The sequence below is a fragment of the Diaphorobacter ruginosibacter genome, from assembly GCF_040396215.1.
GTDB lineage: Bacteria > Pseudomonadota > Gammaproteobacteria > Burkholderiales > Burkholderiaceae_C > Diaphorobacter_A > Diaphorobacter_A ruginosibacter_A.
Genome location: NZ_JBEBOW010000031.1, coordinates 14,365 through 29,192, shown reverse-complemented (window position 1 = coordinate 29,192; position 14,828 = coordinate 14,365). Strand labels below are relative to the sequence as shown.

At 64.1% G+C, this 14,828-nt stretch carries 15 protein-coding genes; 7 read left to right on the top strand and 8 right to left on the bottom strand.

Annotated elements, in window-relative coordinates:
- Nucleotides 1-141: 141 nt before the first annotated feature.
- Nucleotides 142-666 (bottom strand): FKBP-type peptidyl-prolyl cis-trans isomerase, encoded by a 525-nt coding sequence (locus tag ABWP92_RS06180; RefSeq protein ID WP_353234489.1) that lies wholly within the window; start codon nt 664-666, stop codon nt 142-144.
- Nucleotides 667-719: 53 nt separating this feature from the next.
- Between ABWP92_RS06180 and ABWP92_RS06175 the strand changes: the two genes are divergently transcribed.
- The 3 genes from ABWP92_RS06175 to ABWP92_RS06165 all read left to right on the top strand — a co-directional run bounded on the left by ABWP92_RS06175 (nt 720) and on the right by ABWP92_RS06165 (nt 2,938).
- The gene (locus ABWP92_RS06175; RefSeq protein ID WP_353234484.1) at nt 720-1,853 is read left to right on the top strand and encodes a JmjC domain-containing protein; all 1,134 of its coding nucleotides are present in this window, start codon (nt 720-722) and stop codon (nt 1,851-1,853) included.
- A 21-nt stretch (nt 1,854-1,874) separates the two neighbouring features.
- Nucleotides 1,875-2,420 carry a hypothetical protein gene (locus ABWP92_RS06170; protein ID WP_353234483.1) on the top strand — a complete coding sequence of 182 codons (546 nt, stop codon included), beginning with the start codon at nt 1,875-1,877 and terminating at the stop codon, nt 2,418-2,420.
- Nucleotides 2,421-2,629: 209 nt separating this feature from the next.
- Nucleotides 2,630-2,938: a hypothetical protein gene (locus ABWP92_RS06165; RefSeq protein WP_353234482.1), complete on the top strand. Its 309-nt coding sequence runs from the start codon at nt 2,630-2,632 to the stop codon at nt 2,936-2,938.
- 112 nt (nt 2,939-3,050) lie between these two features.
- Here the strand turns inward: ABWP92_RS06165 and ABWP92_RS06160 are convergent, their stop codons facing one another.
- The 7 genes from ABWP92_RS06160 to ABWP92_RS06130 form a co-directional block, all read right to left on the bottom strand.
- Nucleotides 3,051-3,281, bottom strand: a complete 231-nt coding sequence (locus ABWP92_RS06160; RefSeq protein WP_353234481.1) for a hypothetical protein — start codon at nt 3,279-3,281, stop codon at nt 3,051-3,053.
- Nucleotides 3,282-3,312: 31 nt separating this feature from the next.
- Nucleotides 3,313-4,095 carry an MBL fold metallo-hydrolase gene (locus ABWP92_RS06155; RefSeq protein WP_353234480.1) on the bottom strand — a complete coding sequence of 261 codons (783 nt, stop codon included), beginning with the start codon at nt 4,093-4,095 and terminating at the stop codon, nt 3,313-3,315.
- Between the two features lie 191 nt (nt 4,096-4,286).
- Nucleotides 4,287-5,381, bottom strand: coding sequence for an NlpB/DapX family lipoprotein (gene bamC, locus ABWP92_RS06150; protein WP_353234479.1), 1,095 nt, complete (start codon nt 5,379-5,381; stop codon nt 4,287-4,289).
- Between the two features lie 75 nt (nt 5,382-5,456).
- Entirely contained in the window at nt 5,457-6,356 is a 900-nt protein-coding gene (dapA, locus tag ABWP92_RS06145) for a 4-hydroxy-tetrahydrodipicolinate synthase (RefSeq protein ID WP_353234478.1), read from the bottom strand.
- Nucleotides 6,357-6,391: 35 nt separating this feature from the next.
- The gene (locus ABWP92_RS06140; protein WP_353234477.1) at nt 6,392-6,982 is read right to left on the bottom strand and encodes a class I SAM-dependent methyltransferase; all 591 of its coding nucleotides are present in this window, start codon (nt 6,980-6,982) and stop codon (nt 6,392-6,394) included.
- A gap of 119 nt (nt 6,983-7,101) precedes the next feature.
- Complete coding sequence (locus tag ABWP92_RS06135) at nt 7,102-7,275, bottom strand: hypothetical protein (RefSeq protein ID WP_353234490.1); 174 nt, start codon at nt 7,273-7,275, stop codon at nt 7,102-7,104.
- A gap of 42 nt (nt 7,276-7,317) precedes the next feature.
- The gene (locus ABWP92_RS06130; protein WP_353234476.1) at nt 7,318-8,538 is read right to left on the bottom strand and encodes an MFS transporter; all 1,221 of its coding nucleotides are present in this window, start codon (nt 8,536-8,538) and stop codon (nt 7,318-7,320) included.
- Nucleotides 8,539-8,650: 112 nt separating this feature from the next.
- On the opposite strand from ABWP92_RS06130, the gene ABWP92_RS06125 reads away from it, so the two are divergent.
- The 4 genes from ABWP92_RS06125 (at nt 8,651) to ABWP92_RS06110 (ending at nt 14,703) form a co-directional block, all read left to right on the top strand.
- Nucleotides 8,651-10,636 (top strand): DNA topoisomerase IV subunit B, encoded by a 1,986-nt coding sequence (locus ABWP92_RS06125; protein ID WP_353234475.1) that lies wholly within the window; start codon nt 8,651-8,653, stop codon nt 10,634-10,636.
- 3 nt (nt 10,637-10,639) lie between these two features.
- Nucleotides 10,640-11,551, top strand: a complete 912-nt coding sequence (locus ABWP92_RS06120) for a lytic transglycosylase domain-containing protein (RefSeq protein ID WP_353234474.1) — start codon at nt 10,640-10,642, stop codon at nt 11,549-11,551.
- The gene (gene parC / locus ABWP92_RS06115; protein WP_353234473.1) at nt 11,548-13,902 is read left to right on the top strand and encodes a DNA topoisomerase IV subunit A; all 2,355 of its coding nucleotides are present in this window, start codon (nt 11,548-11,550) and stop codon (nt 13,900-13,902) included. Before ABWP92_RS06120 ends, parC begins: the two co-directional genes overlap by 4 nt.
- A gap of 300 nt (nt 13,903-14,202) precedes the next feature.
- Nucleotides 14,203-14,703: a hypothetical protein gene (locus tag ABWP92_RS06110; protein WP_353234472.1), complete on the top strand. Its 501-nt coding sequence runs from the start codon at nt 14,203-14,205 to the stop codon at nt 14,701-14,703.
- Nucleotides 14,704-14,828 lie beyond the last annotated feature (125 nt).

Genomic DNA, 14,828 nt, shown 5'->3' with positions numbered 1-14,828 from the left:
CTCGATCGCAAACCTTCGGTTTGCTGGGTCGTGTTAGCAGCTCTGAGCGCGTTCTTGGGTCAAAAGGCGGAGCGCCGTTTCGCGCATCCGCCTTTTTCTTTTTCGAAAGGATGGTTGCGGCGCGCCGCCAGCCGCCGCCTTTCAATGCAACAGGGGACTTCCAGGCGCCTGGGGCTGGATGCGGAAGAATCCGGTACCCGCCGAGCCGCGGCCGACCTCGTCTTCCGTGGCATCGCGGATCGCGTGGATCCGCAGCTTGATCCGCAGCGCGATGCCGGCGAGCGGGTGGTTGCCGTCCAGCACCATGTGCTCGGGATAGAGCTGGGCAACGGTGTAGAGCGCATCCTTCGGCATTTCCGGATTGAGGCCCGCGGGCAGGGCGGCGCCGTCGAAGGTCATGCCCTCTTCGATATCCGCCGGAAACTTGTCACGGGGCTCCAGAAAGATCAAGTTTTCCTGGTATTCGCCGAAGGCTTCTTCCGGTTCGAGGTGTAATGCCAGTTCATCGCCGACTTTGTGGCCCTGCAGGGCTTCGTCGATACGTGCGAGCAGATCGTCGCCTCCGACGAGAAACTCGACGGGTTCGTCGAGCACGTCCAGCTCATCGCCCAGCGTATCCTTGAGCTCCCAGGTCAGTGCGACAACACATTGTTGAGTGATTTCCATAAGAGAATTGTCGCAGTTCATTCGATGGCCGCCAACGCGGCCTTCCTCACGCCATGGATGTTCAGAAAATCACCCCCTTGCTGGGCGGCATGTCGCCGGCCCGGTTCATGCGCAGTCATTGGCACAAGAAGCCCTTGCTGGTGCGCCAGGCCATCCCCGGCTTCGAGGCGCCGATTCCCCGGGCCGCCCTGTTCGAGCTGGCGTCGCGCGATGGCGTCGAATCCCGCCTGATCCAGCAGCGCAAAAGCGGCTGGTCGCTCAAGCACGGCCCGTTCCAGCGACGCGCGCTGCCCCCGCTTGGCACCCGCGAGTGGACGCTGCTGGTGCAGGGCGTCGATCTTCATGACGCCGCGGGCCGCGCATTGCTCGATGAATTCCGTTTCGTGCCGGAAGCGCGCCTCGACGACCTGATGATCAGCTACGCCACGGATGGCGGCGGCGTGGGGCCGCACTTCGACAGCTACGACGTGTTCCTGCTCCAGGCGCACGGCAAACGCCGCTGGCGCATCGGCCGCCAGCGCGATCCCTCGCTCGTGGAGGGCATGCCCGTCAAGATCCTGGCGAACTTCGAGCCCGAGGAGGAATATGTGCTCGAACCCGGCGACATGCTGTATCTGCCGCCGCGCTGGGCGCACGATGGCATCGCGGAGGGGGAGTGCATGACGTATTCCATCGGCTTTCGCTCGGCGCAGCGCGATGAGCTGGCGCGCGAGACGCTGCTGCGCATCGCCGACGCATTGGGTGAAGCGGATGCCTCTCCCATCTACCGCGATCCGCGCCAGGAGGCCGTCGAGGCTCCTGGGCGGGTTCCCCTGGCGCTGCAGGAGTTTGCACGCGAGGGCGTGCTGCGCGCGCTGGCCAAATCGCAGGTGCTGGAGCGTGCGCTCGGTGAGGCGCTGACCGAACCCAAGGGCAATGTCTGGTTCGATCCGCCATCGGACGAGCCCGATCTGCGGCAACTGGGCGTCACGCTGGATCGCCGCTCCCGCATGATGTATGACGAGCGGCATGTGTATCTCAACGGCGAGAGCTACCTCGCGTCGGGGCGCGACGCCACGCTCATGCGCAGGCTGGCCGACCAGCGCCAGTTGTCGGCGCGTGAACTGGGCAAGGCGAGCGAGGAAGCGCTATCCTTGCTGGAATCCTGGTTTGATGACGGTTGGCTGCGCGCGTTGCCGCCCGCCTGATTCCGAATGAAAGGGCCGGTCATGGCTGATGGCACTGAGATCGATTCGGAAAGTTGCGACCAGCCGCCTTCGGGCCCGTTCGACGGGCCGTCGGAGTTCCGGCGATATATCCGGCAGGCCTTGTGCTGCGCGGCCCGTCAGGGGTGGCGTGAACTGATTCTGTGCGATCCCGATTTCCACGACTGGCCTCTGGGTGAGCTTGACATGCTGGACGTTCTCGACACCTGGGCCTCGGCGGGGGGCGCGGCTGCCGGCCGCAGCCCGCGCAGATGTCTCTTGCTCGCGGGCGATTTCGAATCCGTGCGCGTGCGCCACCCTCGCTTTGCGCAATGGCGCGTGCGTTGGGGGCATCTGATCGAATGCCGGCTGCTGGCTGCTCGGAACACGTCCGACGTGCCGAGCGTCCTGTGGGCTCCGGGCTGGTCGCTGCAGCGGCGCGACGTGGAGCGCAGCCGGGGCGTTGCCAGCTCCGACCCGCAGCAATGCCTGATGCTGCATGAAATGCTGCGTGAGTGGATCGCCGGCAAAAGTCGCCCCGGTTTCCCCGCGACGATATTGGGGCTGTGACTAAAAAGTCACAGTAATGTAAACACTTTTAACTCTCGCCGGGATAACCCTCTATCTCATCAAATAATTCTTATAATAGGCGGCTGAAGTTTGCAAAAAATGGGGTGTATGAACGATTGTCTACCCCGTTCGGCCTTGTGCATTGCTTTGCAAGAGGTGGGCATAAGGGCTAATCAAATCTGATCTGACTGTCCAAATAGGAAATTGAAATGAAGAACTCCGTTGTTCTCGCTGCTCTGGTTGCTGCCGTCGCCCTGTCCGCTTGCGGCAAGAAGGAAGAAGCAGCTCCTGCTCCTGCACCTGTCGAAGCACCTGCTCCTGCCGCCGAACAGGCTGCCGAAGCCGCAAGCCAGGCGGCAACTGCCGCTACCGAAGCTGCCTCCGCAGCTGTGGAAGCGGCTTCCGCAGCGGCTTCTGCCACGGTCGATGCTGCTAGCGCTGCCGTCGACAACGCCGCTGATGCCGCCAAGGCCGCTGCCGATGCAGCCGCCAACGCTGCTGCATCTGCTGCAAAGTAATCGAGTCCTCACAACAAGAGCTGGTGAAAAAGCCAGCTTTTGTCCAAGGCTCCATAAAGGCTCCGCCGAAAGGCCGGGGCCTTTTTGTTGCTCATGGAATCTTTGGGGTGAATCAGCGGATGGCGTCAGCTCGCCGCTTGATGAATAAATCCTTTCTGTATCGTTTTGTTATTGGTGGCGGCAAAATGAAAAATTCTGCTCCAACACCAAATTCAATAATCAGGTAGCCATCAGGGGATATCAGAGGATTCTTCTCAATATCCAATGGACTTGAATGGGCTGAATAGCGGTGTTTCAACCCAATGGTTTTGCCGGCTCGCTTTCGGTGCATGGGACGGGGCATGCCTGTTGGCCGGTTCCGGGCAACCGGGCGTCTAGTTGCCAACCTGCACCCAGCGGGAGCCGGAACGCTGCAAGGCCACGTCGATATCTCGAGGGTCGCGGCCAAGGGCCGCAGCCAGTGTCTGTTGCGCAATGTCGGGGCGATTGTTTTCCGCGCTCAGGTGCGCGGCCACCACGTGTTGCAGCCTGTGCCTGTCAACTCCCTGTAGAAGCTGGGCTGTCTGGTCGTTGGACAAGTGGCCTTTGTCGCCTGCGATTCTGCGCTTGAGAAAGGCCGGGTAACGGCCATTGCGCAGCATCCCGGCGTCATGGTTGGCTTCGATGAGCAGGGCGTCGCAGTCGGCGATGTAGGGCGCGACGGTGAGGCAGGGGTGCCCCAGGTCCGTCAGCAGCGCGATGTGATGGCTGCCGTCCGTGACGCGCAGATGCAGCGGCTCCTGCGCATCGTGCGGCACGGCAAAGGGCTCTAGCTGCATCGCGCCGAAATCCAGAGACTCGCCGTGCTCCGCGATATGCAGCAGGCCGTGAAGATCCGGTTCGCCGATGGCCGCGTAGGTTCCACGGCTCATCCATACAGGGATGGCGTGGCGCAGCGCCAGGGCCGCCAAGCAGCCGATATGGTCGGAATGCTCATGCGTAATAAAGATGGCGTCAATCTGCGGAATACCGAGGCCGGCTTCGCCAAGCCGCTGAGCGGTGATGCGGATGCCGAGCCCGCAATCGACCAGCACCCTCCGGGTGGCGTGGCCGTTTCGGCCTTCGACGATGGTGGAGTTGCCTGAGCTGCCGCTGCCCAGGCTTTTGAAACGCAGCATGTTCGGTGAGCGATGATGGGGGCGCAGCCAGGGAGGAAGGCCGGGTGCATGCCGCGATGGCAATGAAAAATGCGCCTCGCTTGCACCGTTCGTATTCCAGACGCTGGGCGGTGGAAAACGGATGGTGGAAACGGGCGCATTCCAGTCAGCGGGCTTCCCTGTCGTCCATGGAGAAGCCGGCTATGCGAGACTCACTTCATGTCATCCGCGAGAACGCGCAGGATGCGATCGGCATTGGCCGAAGTTTCCGGCGCGCCGGCGGCATTGAGAACCGAGACGGTGCTCCGCGATGTTTCGCTGCGCACCACGACACGGTACTTGAGCGGCGGAACCGCATCCGGAGCGCCCTTGAACAGCTTGCTGAAGAAGCCTTGCTCCTTCTTGTTGGCATCCGGGGCGACGTAGCGCACGTAGTACACGCCTTCCGTGCGGTTGCGGTCCTCCACGGTGAAACCGGTGCGGTCCAGCGACAGGCCGACGCGGCGCCATGCGCGGTCGAAGCCTTCATCGAGCTGGATGACCGGCACGCCATTGGCGCTGGTCACGTTGACCGAGGGTGCAGCCGGAGCGGCCTGTGCGGAAGCCGCGGCCGCCTTGGCCTGGGCCTCGCTCACGCCGAGCTTGACCATCATGCGGCGCAGGAATTCGGTCTCCAGCTCCGGATCGACGGCGCGGGGCTGCCAGACCGTCGCATCTTTCTGCTGGTTGCTGTAGACCTCGATCATGCCGCGATGGCTGACGAAGATGTTGGTGCCGCCGTTGGCGTTGCGCTCGAAGCGGGTGCGGAACTTGTCGCGCTCGCCGGTGGAGTACAGGCCGTCGAACAGCTTGCCGATGGTCGAGCGGATCATGTCCTGCGGAATCTTGGCGCGGTTCTCGGCCCAGTCGGTCTCCAGGATGCCGAGCTCGGAGTTTTCCTGGGTGAACACGAATCCGTTCTCAAGCCAGAAGTCGCGCACGGGCTCCCACAGCTTGTCGGCGGGGCGGTCCACGACCAGCCAGCGCTGGTTGCCGTCGCGCTCGATGCGCACGTCGCCGATTTCCGTGGGCGCCGTGTTGGGCCCCGTGGGTTTCTGTGCCTGTCCGGCTTCGAAGGCGTTGGCGGACACCGCGCCGCCGGGCACGGTGTAGCGCGTGTCGCGCGAGAGCTGCGTCAGGTCGGGCGGCACTTCGAGTGTCGCGCCTTTCTTGGCGCTCTTGTAGTCGATCTTGTCGCTCTCCAGTACGGAGCAGGCGGACAAAGCCAAAGCCAGGCCCAGCAGGCCAAGTCGTGTCGTAGCGTTCACGCGAAATTCCTCACTAATTTGGAAGTGCCGTTGAGTAGCGGTGCTGAGCGGGTCGCACGTGCCGTTTGCCCGGAATCAACCGAGGAGGCCCGCCGAGCGCAGCGATGCTTCCACCACGGCTTCATAGCTCTGGCTCATTGTGGTCATGGGCAGGCGCAGCGTTCCGCCGCACAGGCCCATGCGTTGCATCGCCCACTTCACGGGAATGGGGTTGGCTTCCACAAACAGGTTCTTGTGCACCGGCATCAGCTTGAACTGGATTTCCATGGCCTTGCGCGCATCGCCCGCGATGGCGGCCTCGCACAGCTGCGCCATCAGGCGGGGCGCGACATTGGCCGTCACGCTGATGTTGCCCTGGCCGCCGCACAGCATCAGCGCCACGGCCGTGGGATCGTCCCCGGAGTACACTGAGAAGTGTGCCGGCTTTTCGCGGATCAGCCATTGCGCGCGTTCAATGTTGCCTGTCGCTTCCTTGATGCCGACGATGCCGGGCACCTGCGCCAGGCGCATTACGGTCTCGTGGTGCATGTCCGCGACCGAGCGGCCGGGCACGTTGTACAGGTACATCGGCAGATCGCCCACGGCCTCCGCGATGGCCTTGAAATGCTGGTATTGGCCTTCCTGCGTCGGCTTGTTGTAGTAGGGAACGACCTGCAGCTGGCTGTCGGCGCCCACGCTCTTGGCGAAGCGGGCCAGTTCGATGGCTTCGGCCGTGGAGTTCGCGCCGCAGCCGGCCATGACCGGGACGCGGCCGGCGGCCTGTTCGACGCTGACGCGGATGATTTCGCAATGCTCTTGCACGTTGACCGTGGGTGATTCGCCGGTCGTGCCCACGACGCCGAGGCAGGCCGTGCCTTCGGCGATATGCCAGTCGATCAGTTTGCGCAGCGTGGGGTAGTCCACACCGCCGTCTTGGTGCATGGGGGTGACCAGGGCAACGATGCTGCCGGTCAGGGGAGCGCTAGGAGATGTCATGTCCGTGCCGTAATAACGGGAAAGAAGCATTCTAACTAGACAGAGTTGCCCAGGCGGGCTCGGAATAACTCTGTCGCGGGATAAGGTTCGCGCCTTGCGACGATGCGCTGCACAAATCGGGCGGGCGCGTCGAGAAATCCGTCCTCGTAGGCGATGACGCGCAAACCGGCGCAGAGCTGGAGCAATTCGCCCGGCTTGAGCAGAAATTCAGGCCTTGCGGGCCTGCCCACGGACTCGTTGCCGACCGCAAAGGTCTCGTAGACCAGCAGGCCGCCGGGCGCAAGGCTTGCGAGGATGGCCGGAAAAATGGGCCTCCAGAGATAATTCGTGACAATTACGGATGCAAATTGGCGTCCCGGCAATGGCCAGGGACCGCTCTCGATGTCCGCATCGATCACCTCGCCGAACCGGCCCGCGCTGGCAAGCGCTTCGGGGGAACGGTCGATTCCCGTCACGCGGTGGCCTGCCTGCGAAAGCCATTGCATATGGCGTCCCGGTCCGCAGGCCACGTCGAGCACGCATGCGTTTTCATCCTTGGCGATGAGCCGCGACCAGCGTGTGACCCAGTCGGAGGGCGGGTGAAGCGCGGCGTGTTCTGCGGTGGAATGGGCGGAGTTGGGGAGCATGGGAGAGCAAGTCTTGCCGGTAAGGCGGGGCGGCGCGAAAGAGCGGGCCATTATTCATCAACTCATGAATGCCGCAATCCAGTCGCCGGCCGGGCGTTTGCCGGGGTGTGGAACCATGTTCAGAAACACGACCACATCTGATCGGCCAGCGCGACCAGGAAATCCGGCCGCGCATACAGCGAAAACACGCCCAGAAGCACGGCGGCAACGAGCGCTGCCGCGCCAAGACGCAGGCCCAGGCGCCTGGCGGGCCTGGGCTGGTTTGCTGCGGTATCGCGGACAATGATCTGCATTTCGTTCAGGAAATCGGGCGCCCTGATCGGGCCGTGATGCCTTTATATCGCTTGCGGCGCCGTCGTGCGAGCAATGGCATGCTCGCGTACGGGTAGATTCACCAGTCCGGCGAATATGCCCAACGCGATCGACAGATACCAGACGACGTCGTAGCTGCCGGTCCTGTCATAGAGATAGCCTCCCAGCCAGACGCCCAGAAAGCTGCCGATCTGGTGGCTGAAAAAGATGAAGCCGCTCAGCATGGACATGTGCTGCACGCCGAAGATCTGCGCCACCATGGCGTTGGTCGGCGGTACGGTGGACAGCCACAGCGCGCCGATGACCGCAGAGAAGATGTAGACCGACAGCGGCGAGAGCGGCACGAGCAGAAAGATCGTGATGGCCACGGCGCGCGAAAAATAGATAAACGCGAGGATGTGCCGCTTGGCCATCTTCTGGCCCAGGGTTCCCGCGATGTAGGTGCCGAACACGTTGAACAGGCCGATCAGCGCGAGCGCGTAACTGGCCACCTGCGGCGACAGGCCGTGGTCCTTGAGGTAGCTCGGCATGTGCACGCCGATGAACACCACCTGGAATCCGCAGACGAAATAGCCGGCGGTCAGCAGCAGAAAACTGGGGTAGCGGATGGCTTCCTTGAAGGCCGCCAGCGCGCTTTGCGTGCGCTGGACCTTGCCGGAGCCGTGAAAGCCCGGCTCGCGCAACCCGAACGCCAGCGGAATGATGAGCAGCACGGCGATCGACAGGATCAGCAGCGCCGTCTTCCATCCCAGTTGCAGGATGAGCTGACCCTCGATGGGCACCATCAGGAACTGCCCGAAGGAGCCCGCGGCCGCGGCCACGCCCATGGCCCACGAGCGCCTGTCTGCGGAAATCTGCCGACCGAGCACGCCGTAGATCACGGCATAGGTCGTGCCCGCCTGCGCGGCCCCGATCAGCACGCCGGTGGTGAGCGCGAACAATCCCGGAGTCGGCGACAGGGCCATTCCGGCCAGACCCAGAGCGTAGAGAACGGCTCCCCCGATGAGCACCTTGAACGCTCCCAGGCGGTCGGCGGCAATGCCTCCTACAATGCCGAACAGGCCCCAGGCCAGGTTCTGGATGGCCAGGGCAAAGGCAAATGTCTCCCGGGTCCAGCCCATTTCCTGCGTGATGGGTTGCAGCCACATGCCGAAGCCATGGCGAATCCCCATCGACAGCGTGACGATGGATGCGCCGCAGGCAAGCACCTGCGTCATGGACAATTTTTTAGATTCGTTTTGCATTTGCGCAAATGTAGCTAAAACATGCCGTTTCCGCTGACGCGAGGCTTCAGCCCGCTCCGGGCTGGGAAATTGCATCAACCTGTCTTTATATCCAGTATTACAATGCGCCGCCATGGCAACCAAACCTGCATCCAATCCGGCAAGCGAATACTCTGAAGGCTCGATTCGCGTCCTCAAGGGACTGGAGCCTGTCAAGCAGCGTCCGGGCATGTACACCCGCACGGACAACCCGCTGCACATCCTCCAGGAAGTGCTGGACAATGCCGCCGACGAGGCGCTCGCCGGTTTCGGCAAGAAGATCAAGGTCACGCTGTACGCCGACGGCTCGGTGAGCGTGGAGGACGACGGCCGCGGTATTCCGTTCGGGCTGCATCCCGAGGAAGGCGCGCCCGTCGTCGAGCTCGTGTTCACGCGGCTGCATGCGGGCGGCAAGTTCGACAAGGGCAGCGGCGGCGCATACAGCTTCTCGGGCGGGCTGCATGGGGTCGGGGTTTCCGTGACGAATGCGCTGTCCAAGCGTCTTGAGGTGACCACGCACCGCGAGGGGAAGGCCGCCCGGCTGGTGTTTTCGGGCGGCGACGTGATCGAGCCGCTCGTCGCGCGCGCGCTGCAGGCGGGCGAGCGCAAACAGGGCACGACGGTTCAGGTCTGGCCCGACGCATCGTATTTCGAGTCGGCGGCCCTGCCGATGGGCGAACTCACCCATCTGCTGCGCAGCAAGGCCGTGCTGATGCCCGGCGTGAGCGTCACGCTGGTCAATGAAAAGACCCGGGATACCCAGACCTGGCAGTACAAGGGCGGCCTGCGCGACTACCTGGCCCAGACCTTGAATGCCGACCCGGTGATTCCGCTCTTCGAAGGCGAAGGCTATGCCGATCGCCACAACGAGAGCTTCGCCGAAGGCGAAGGCGCGGCATGGTGCGTGGCCTTCACCGAGGAAGGCTCCCCGATGCGCGAGAGCTATGTGAACCTGATCCCCACCACTGCCGGCGGCACGCACGAAAGCGGCCTGCGCGACGGGCTCTTTCAGGCGGTGAAGAGCTTCATCGAATTGCATTCGCTGCTGCCCAAGGGCGTGAAGCTGATGCCCGAAGACGTGTTCGCGCGCGCAAGTTACGTGCTGTCGGCCAAGGTGCTTGATCCGCAGTTCCAGGGCCAGATCAAGGAGCGCCTGAATTCGCGCGACGCCGTGCGCCTGGTCTCCAGCTTCGTGCGCCCGTCGCTGGAACTCTGGCTGAACGAGAACGTCGATTTCGGCAGGAAGCTTGCGGAACTGGCCATCAAGGCGGCGCAGACGCGCCAGCGCGCGGGCCAGAAGGTCGAGAAGAAAAAGGGTTCCGGTGTCGCCGTGCTGCCCGGCAAGCTCACCGATTGCGAGAGCCGCGACATCGCCTACAACGAGGTGTTCCTGGTCGAGGGCGACTCCGCCGGCGGCAGCGCCAAGATGGGCCGCGACAAGGAGAACCAGGCCATCCTGCCGCTGCGTGGCAAGGTGCTCAATACCTGGGAAGTGGATCGCGACCGCCTGTTCGCCAACACCGAAGTGCATGACATTTCGGTGGCCATCGGTGTCGATCCGCATGGCCCGAACGACAGTCCCGATCTGAGCGGCCTGCGCTACGGAAAGATCTGCATTCTCTCGGACGCCGACGTGGACGGCTCGCACATCCAGGTGCTGCTGCTCACGCTGTTTTTCCGCCATTTCCCCAAGCTCATCGACGCGGGCCACATCTTCGTGGCGCGCCCGCCGCTGTTTCGCGTGGATGTTCCGGCGCGCGGCAAGAAACCGGCGGCCAAGGTGTATGCGCTCGATGCGGCGGAGCTCGAAAGCATTCTCGACAAATGCGCCAAGGATGGCGTGCCGCGCGAGAAGTGCCAGATCAGCCGCTTCAAGGGCCTGGGCGAGATGAATGCCGAGCAGTTGTGGGAAACCACGCTCAACCCCGACACCCGCAGGCTGCTGCCGGTGCGCGTGGGCGGCACGTTCGATTTCTCCTTCACCGAAAGCCTGATGACCAAGCTGATGGGCAAGGGCGAGGCGGCCGCGCGCCGCGAGCTCATGGAAATCCACGGCGACGAGGTCGAGGTGGATATCTGAACCATGCCTGGGCAGCACGGCATTTCGCAGCAGACCACGGCAAGCCGCCGGCGCGCGCCATGGGCGGCGGCCCTGCTGTGCGCTGCCTTGTCGCCGGTGGCGCATGCCGATCTGTGGGCCTTCGTCGATTCGCGTGGCGTCACGCACTTCGCGGCGCAGAAGATCGACGCCAACTACAAGCTGTTTTTCAGGGGCGATCAGTTCGACTCGGCGCGCGACACATACCCCGATGGCGCGGTTGCGGCCTCCCCGGACGATCAGGGCGGCGCGGCGGGCGCGCGCAAGCTGGCCTTCATCGACATCTCTCCGGGCTACAAGCGCGTGCGCACGCACATGCGCGGCGTGGCGCAGTCCACGGGCATCGAGTACGAACTGCTCAAGGCGGTGATCGCCACCGAGTCGGGCTTTAACGCCCGGGCCGTTTCACCGCGCGGCGCCGTGGGCCTGATGCAGTTGATGCCGCAGACCGCGTCGCGCTTCGGCGTGGCCGCGGACAACAGGGGCGGCATCACGCAGAAACTGGAAGACCCGCTCATCAATCTGAAAGCGGGCGCCAGCTATCTGCGCTATCTGCTGGAACTTTTCGATGGCCGCAAGGATTTGGCGCTTGCGGCCTACAACGCGGGAGAGGGCGCCGTGCAGCGCGCCGGCAACCGGATTCCCGCCTACCGCGAAACCCACAACTACGTGAAGAGCGTGCTGGGCCTGTACGCCATGCTCAAGCCGCCGGAGCCCGTGCTCGCGCACCGCGCGCATCAGGCAAGGCAGGGCGCGCCGGGACGTATCCGCATGGAGATCCCCGCAGGCAGCGCTTCTTCAACCTCCGACAACCCATCTCCCGGCGCTCCGGGCCTGGACACCGTTGTCCAGGCCGTCTCGCGCGCCACATTGCAAGACTTTTCCGCGAACGAATGAGCGATCAACCCACACTCGATTTTTCCGTCTCCCAGCCGGAAGGCGACAGCCTGGAACTCGCGCAATATGCGCAACAGGCTTATCTGGAATATGCCCTCTCGGTCGTGAAGGGCCGGGCGCTGCCGGACGTGAGCGACGGCCTCAAGCCCGTGCAGCGCCGCATTCTCTATGCGATGGACCGCATGGGCCTGGGCTTCAGCGGCCCCACGCGCAACGTGCCCGCCAAGCCGGTGAAAAGCGCGCGCGTCGTGGGCGACGTGCTGGGCAAATACCATCCGCATGGCGACCAGTCCGCATACGATGCGCTGGTGCGCCTGTCGCAGGATTTCAGCCAGCGCTATCCGCTGATCGACGGACAGGGCAACTTCGGCAGCCGCGACGGCGACGGCGCCGCCGCCATGCGCTACACCGAGGCGCGCCTGGCAAAGATCAGCACCTTGCTGCTCGACGAGATCGACATGGGCACGGTGGATTTCATGCCCAACTATGACGGCTCGTTCGAGGAGCCGAAACAGTTGCCGGCGCGCCTGCCGTTTTCGCTGCTCAACGGTTCGAGCGGCATCGCCGTGGGCCTCGCAACGGAAATACCCAGCCACAACCTGCGCGAAGTGGCCGATGCCTGCGTGGCGTTGGTGAAGTCCGCCAGGCTCAGCGACGAGGAGCTGTTCGCGCTGCTTCCCGGCCCCGACTATCCAGGCGGCGGCCAGGTCATCAGCAGCGCGGCCGACATCCAGGATGCCTACCGCACCGGCCGCGGCAGCCTCAAGGTACGCGCGCGCTGGAAGATCGAAGAGCTCGCGCGCGGCCAGTGGCAGCTCATCGTCACGGAATTGCCGCCGGGCGTCAGCACGCAGAAGGTGCTCGAGGAAATCGAGGAACTCACCAACCCCAAGGTCAAGACGGGCAAGAAGGCGCTCACGCAGGACCAGAGCCAGCTCAAGGCCAGCATGCTCGCCTTGCTGGACGGCGTGCGCGACGAGTCGAGCAAGGATGCGCCGGTGCGCATCGTCATCGAGCCCAAGACCGGCAGGGTGCCGCAGCAGGAGCTGATCACCACGCTGCTGGCGCACACCAGCCTGGAGACCTCGTCGCCCATCAACCTGACGATGATCGGCCTGGACGGCAAGCCGGTGCAGAAGTCGCTGCGCCAGATGCTGGAAGAGTGGATCAGCTTCCGCCAGAAGACGATCGCGCGCCGCTCGCAGCACCGCCTGAACAAGGTGCTCGACCGCATCCACATCCTCGAAGGCCGCCAGCTGGTGCTGCTCAACATCGACGAGGTCATCGCGATCATCCGCGCGTCGGACGACCCCAAGGCGGCGCTGATCGAGCGCTTCGGGCTCACCGACCGCCAGGCCGAGGACATTCTTGAGATCCGGCTGCGTCAGCTGGCGCGCCTGGAAGCGATCAAGATCGAACAGGAGCTCAAGGAGCTGCGCGAGGAGCAGGGCCGGCTCGAAGACATTCTGGCGAACCCGGGCACGCTGCGCCGCCTGATGATCAAGGAGATCGAGGCCGACGCCAGGCAATTCGCGGACCCGCGCCGCACGCTGATCCAGGAAGAGAAGAAAGCCATCGCCGAAGTGAAGGTGGTGGACGAGCCGGTCACCGTCGTCGTCTCCGAGAAGGGTTGGGTGCGCGCACGCACGGGCCACGGCCACGAGCCGGGCAGCTTCGGCTTCAAGTCGGGCGACAGCCTGTACGGCACCTTCGAATGCCGGACGGTCGATACGCTGGTCGTGTTCGGCAACAACGGCCGCGTCTACTCGGTCGCGGTCGCGCAACTGCCGGGCGGGCGCGGCGACGGCCAGCCGATCACGACGCTGATCGACCTGGAAAGCGGCACGCAGCCCGTGCATTATTTCGCGGGCCCGTCCCACGCGGCGCTGCTGCTGTCAGGCTCGGGCGGTTACGGTTTCATCACCACGGTCGAGCACATGACCGCGCGCAACCGTGGCGGCAAGTCGTTCGTGAACCTGGGTGACAAGGAGACCCTGTGCCGGCCTTCGCACGCCGCATTCTCCAGCGGCAGCCAGGATCTGGTGCCGGCCACGCACGTGTGCTGCGCATCGGTCAACGGCCGCATCCTCACGTTCGAGATCGCGGAGCTGAAGATGATGGAAAAGGGCGGTCGCGGCCTGATGCTGATCGACCTGGACGACAAGGACCAGCTCGGCGGCGCGGCTGCCTACACGCGCAGCGTGCGCTTCGCGGGCGTAGGCAGGGGCGGCAAGGCGCGCGAGGAGACGCTGGAGATCCGCTCGCTCAACAACGCCCGCGCCGCGCGTGGCCGCAAGGGCAAGGCGGGCGATTTCGGCTTCAAGATCAATGACGTGATGCGTGTGGAATAGGCGATGCCGCAGTCGCCGCGCGCCGTGACGCTGTGCGGGCGGTGGCCGGGGCTCGAAATCCCGCGGCATCGCATATGCGCGCGCATGCGGGCGCATCGGTTAGCAGGCTGAGGTGGCGGCTCTCCAATTCATATATTTAATTCATATGTCCATCGGCATGAATCAACCATCTCTCTGACGAAACTCTGTTTCGGAATGTGTGCGCCGGCATAAGCTCGCCAGTTCCGAAAACGTCGAGGGAAGGAAGGTGGCGCAATGTGTCGGAGTGGCTGCAGGAGACCGGCTGGTGCGGGGGCGGGCGTGGCATTGTTTCTCATGGCGGCAGCCGTGCTCATCGGCGCGCCGGCGTGCGCGGGCCCCGTGGCCATGCCGGATGCCGAGCAGGCCGTGCCCAGGATCGAGGGGCGGATTCTTGCTCAGGGCAAGGGTATGCCCAACGGCCGCAGCGGCCGTGTGGGCGCGCCCTTCACCTTGCTGGAAGGCGTTTCAACGGATGCCACCTATGGATATACCCAGGCGAACGCCATCAAGGTAGGCAATGGCTCCACGCGCTCGGGGCCTGCGAATCAGCAGGCCTATCTCAACGCCCTGCTCGCAGCGGATGGCCGCGTGATCGAGTATGAACGGGTCGGCAGCTGCTGCTATTTCGAATCGGCCGACGGCGGCACGGGCGGGTTGCTGGATGTATACAGCGTTGCGCTTCCCGATCGCGGGACGCCGGTATTGCTGTACCTGAACATGTATGAGGCCGGAGTACAGCTCGCGCCGGTGGGATTCACGGCGCGCCGCCAGGCGGATTGACATGGTGCCGCCATTCTGTGGTTCAAGCATGAATCGGCCGGCGGCGGGCCCGCCATGCAGGATGATCGCTGCCCGGGCGGGGTGAAATTCCAGCCAGCGGACGAGGAAGTGAAGAAAATGCGTGC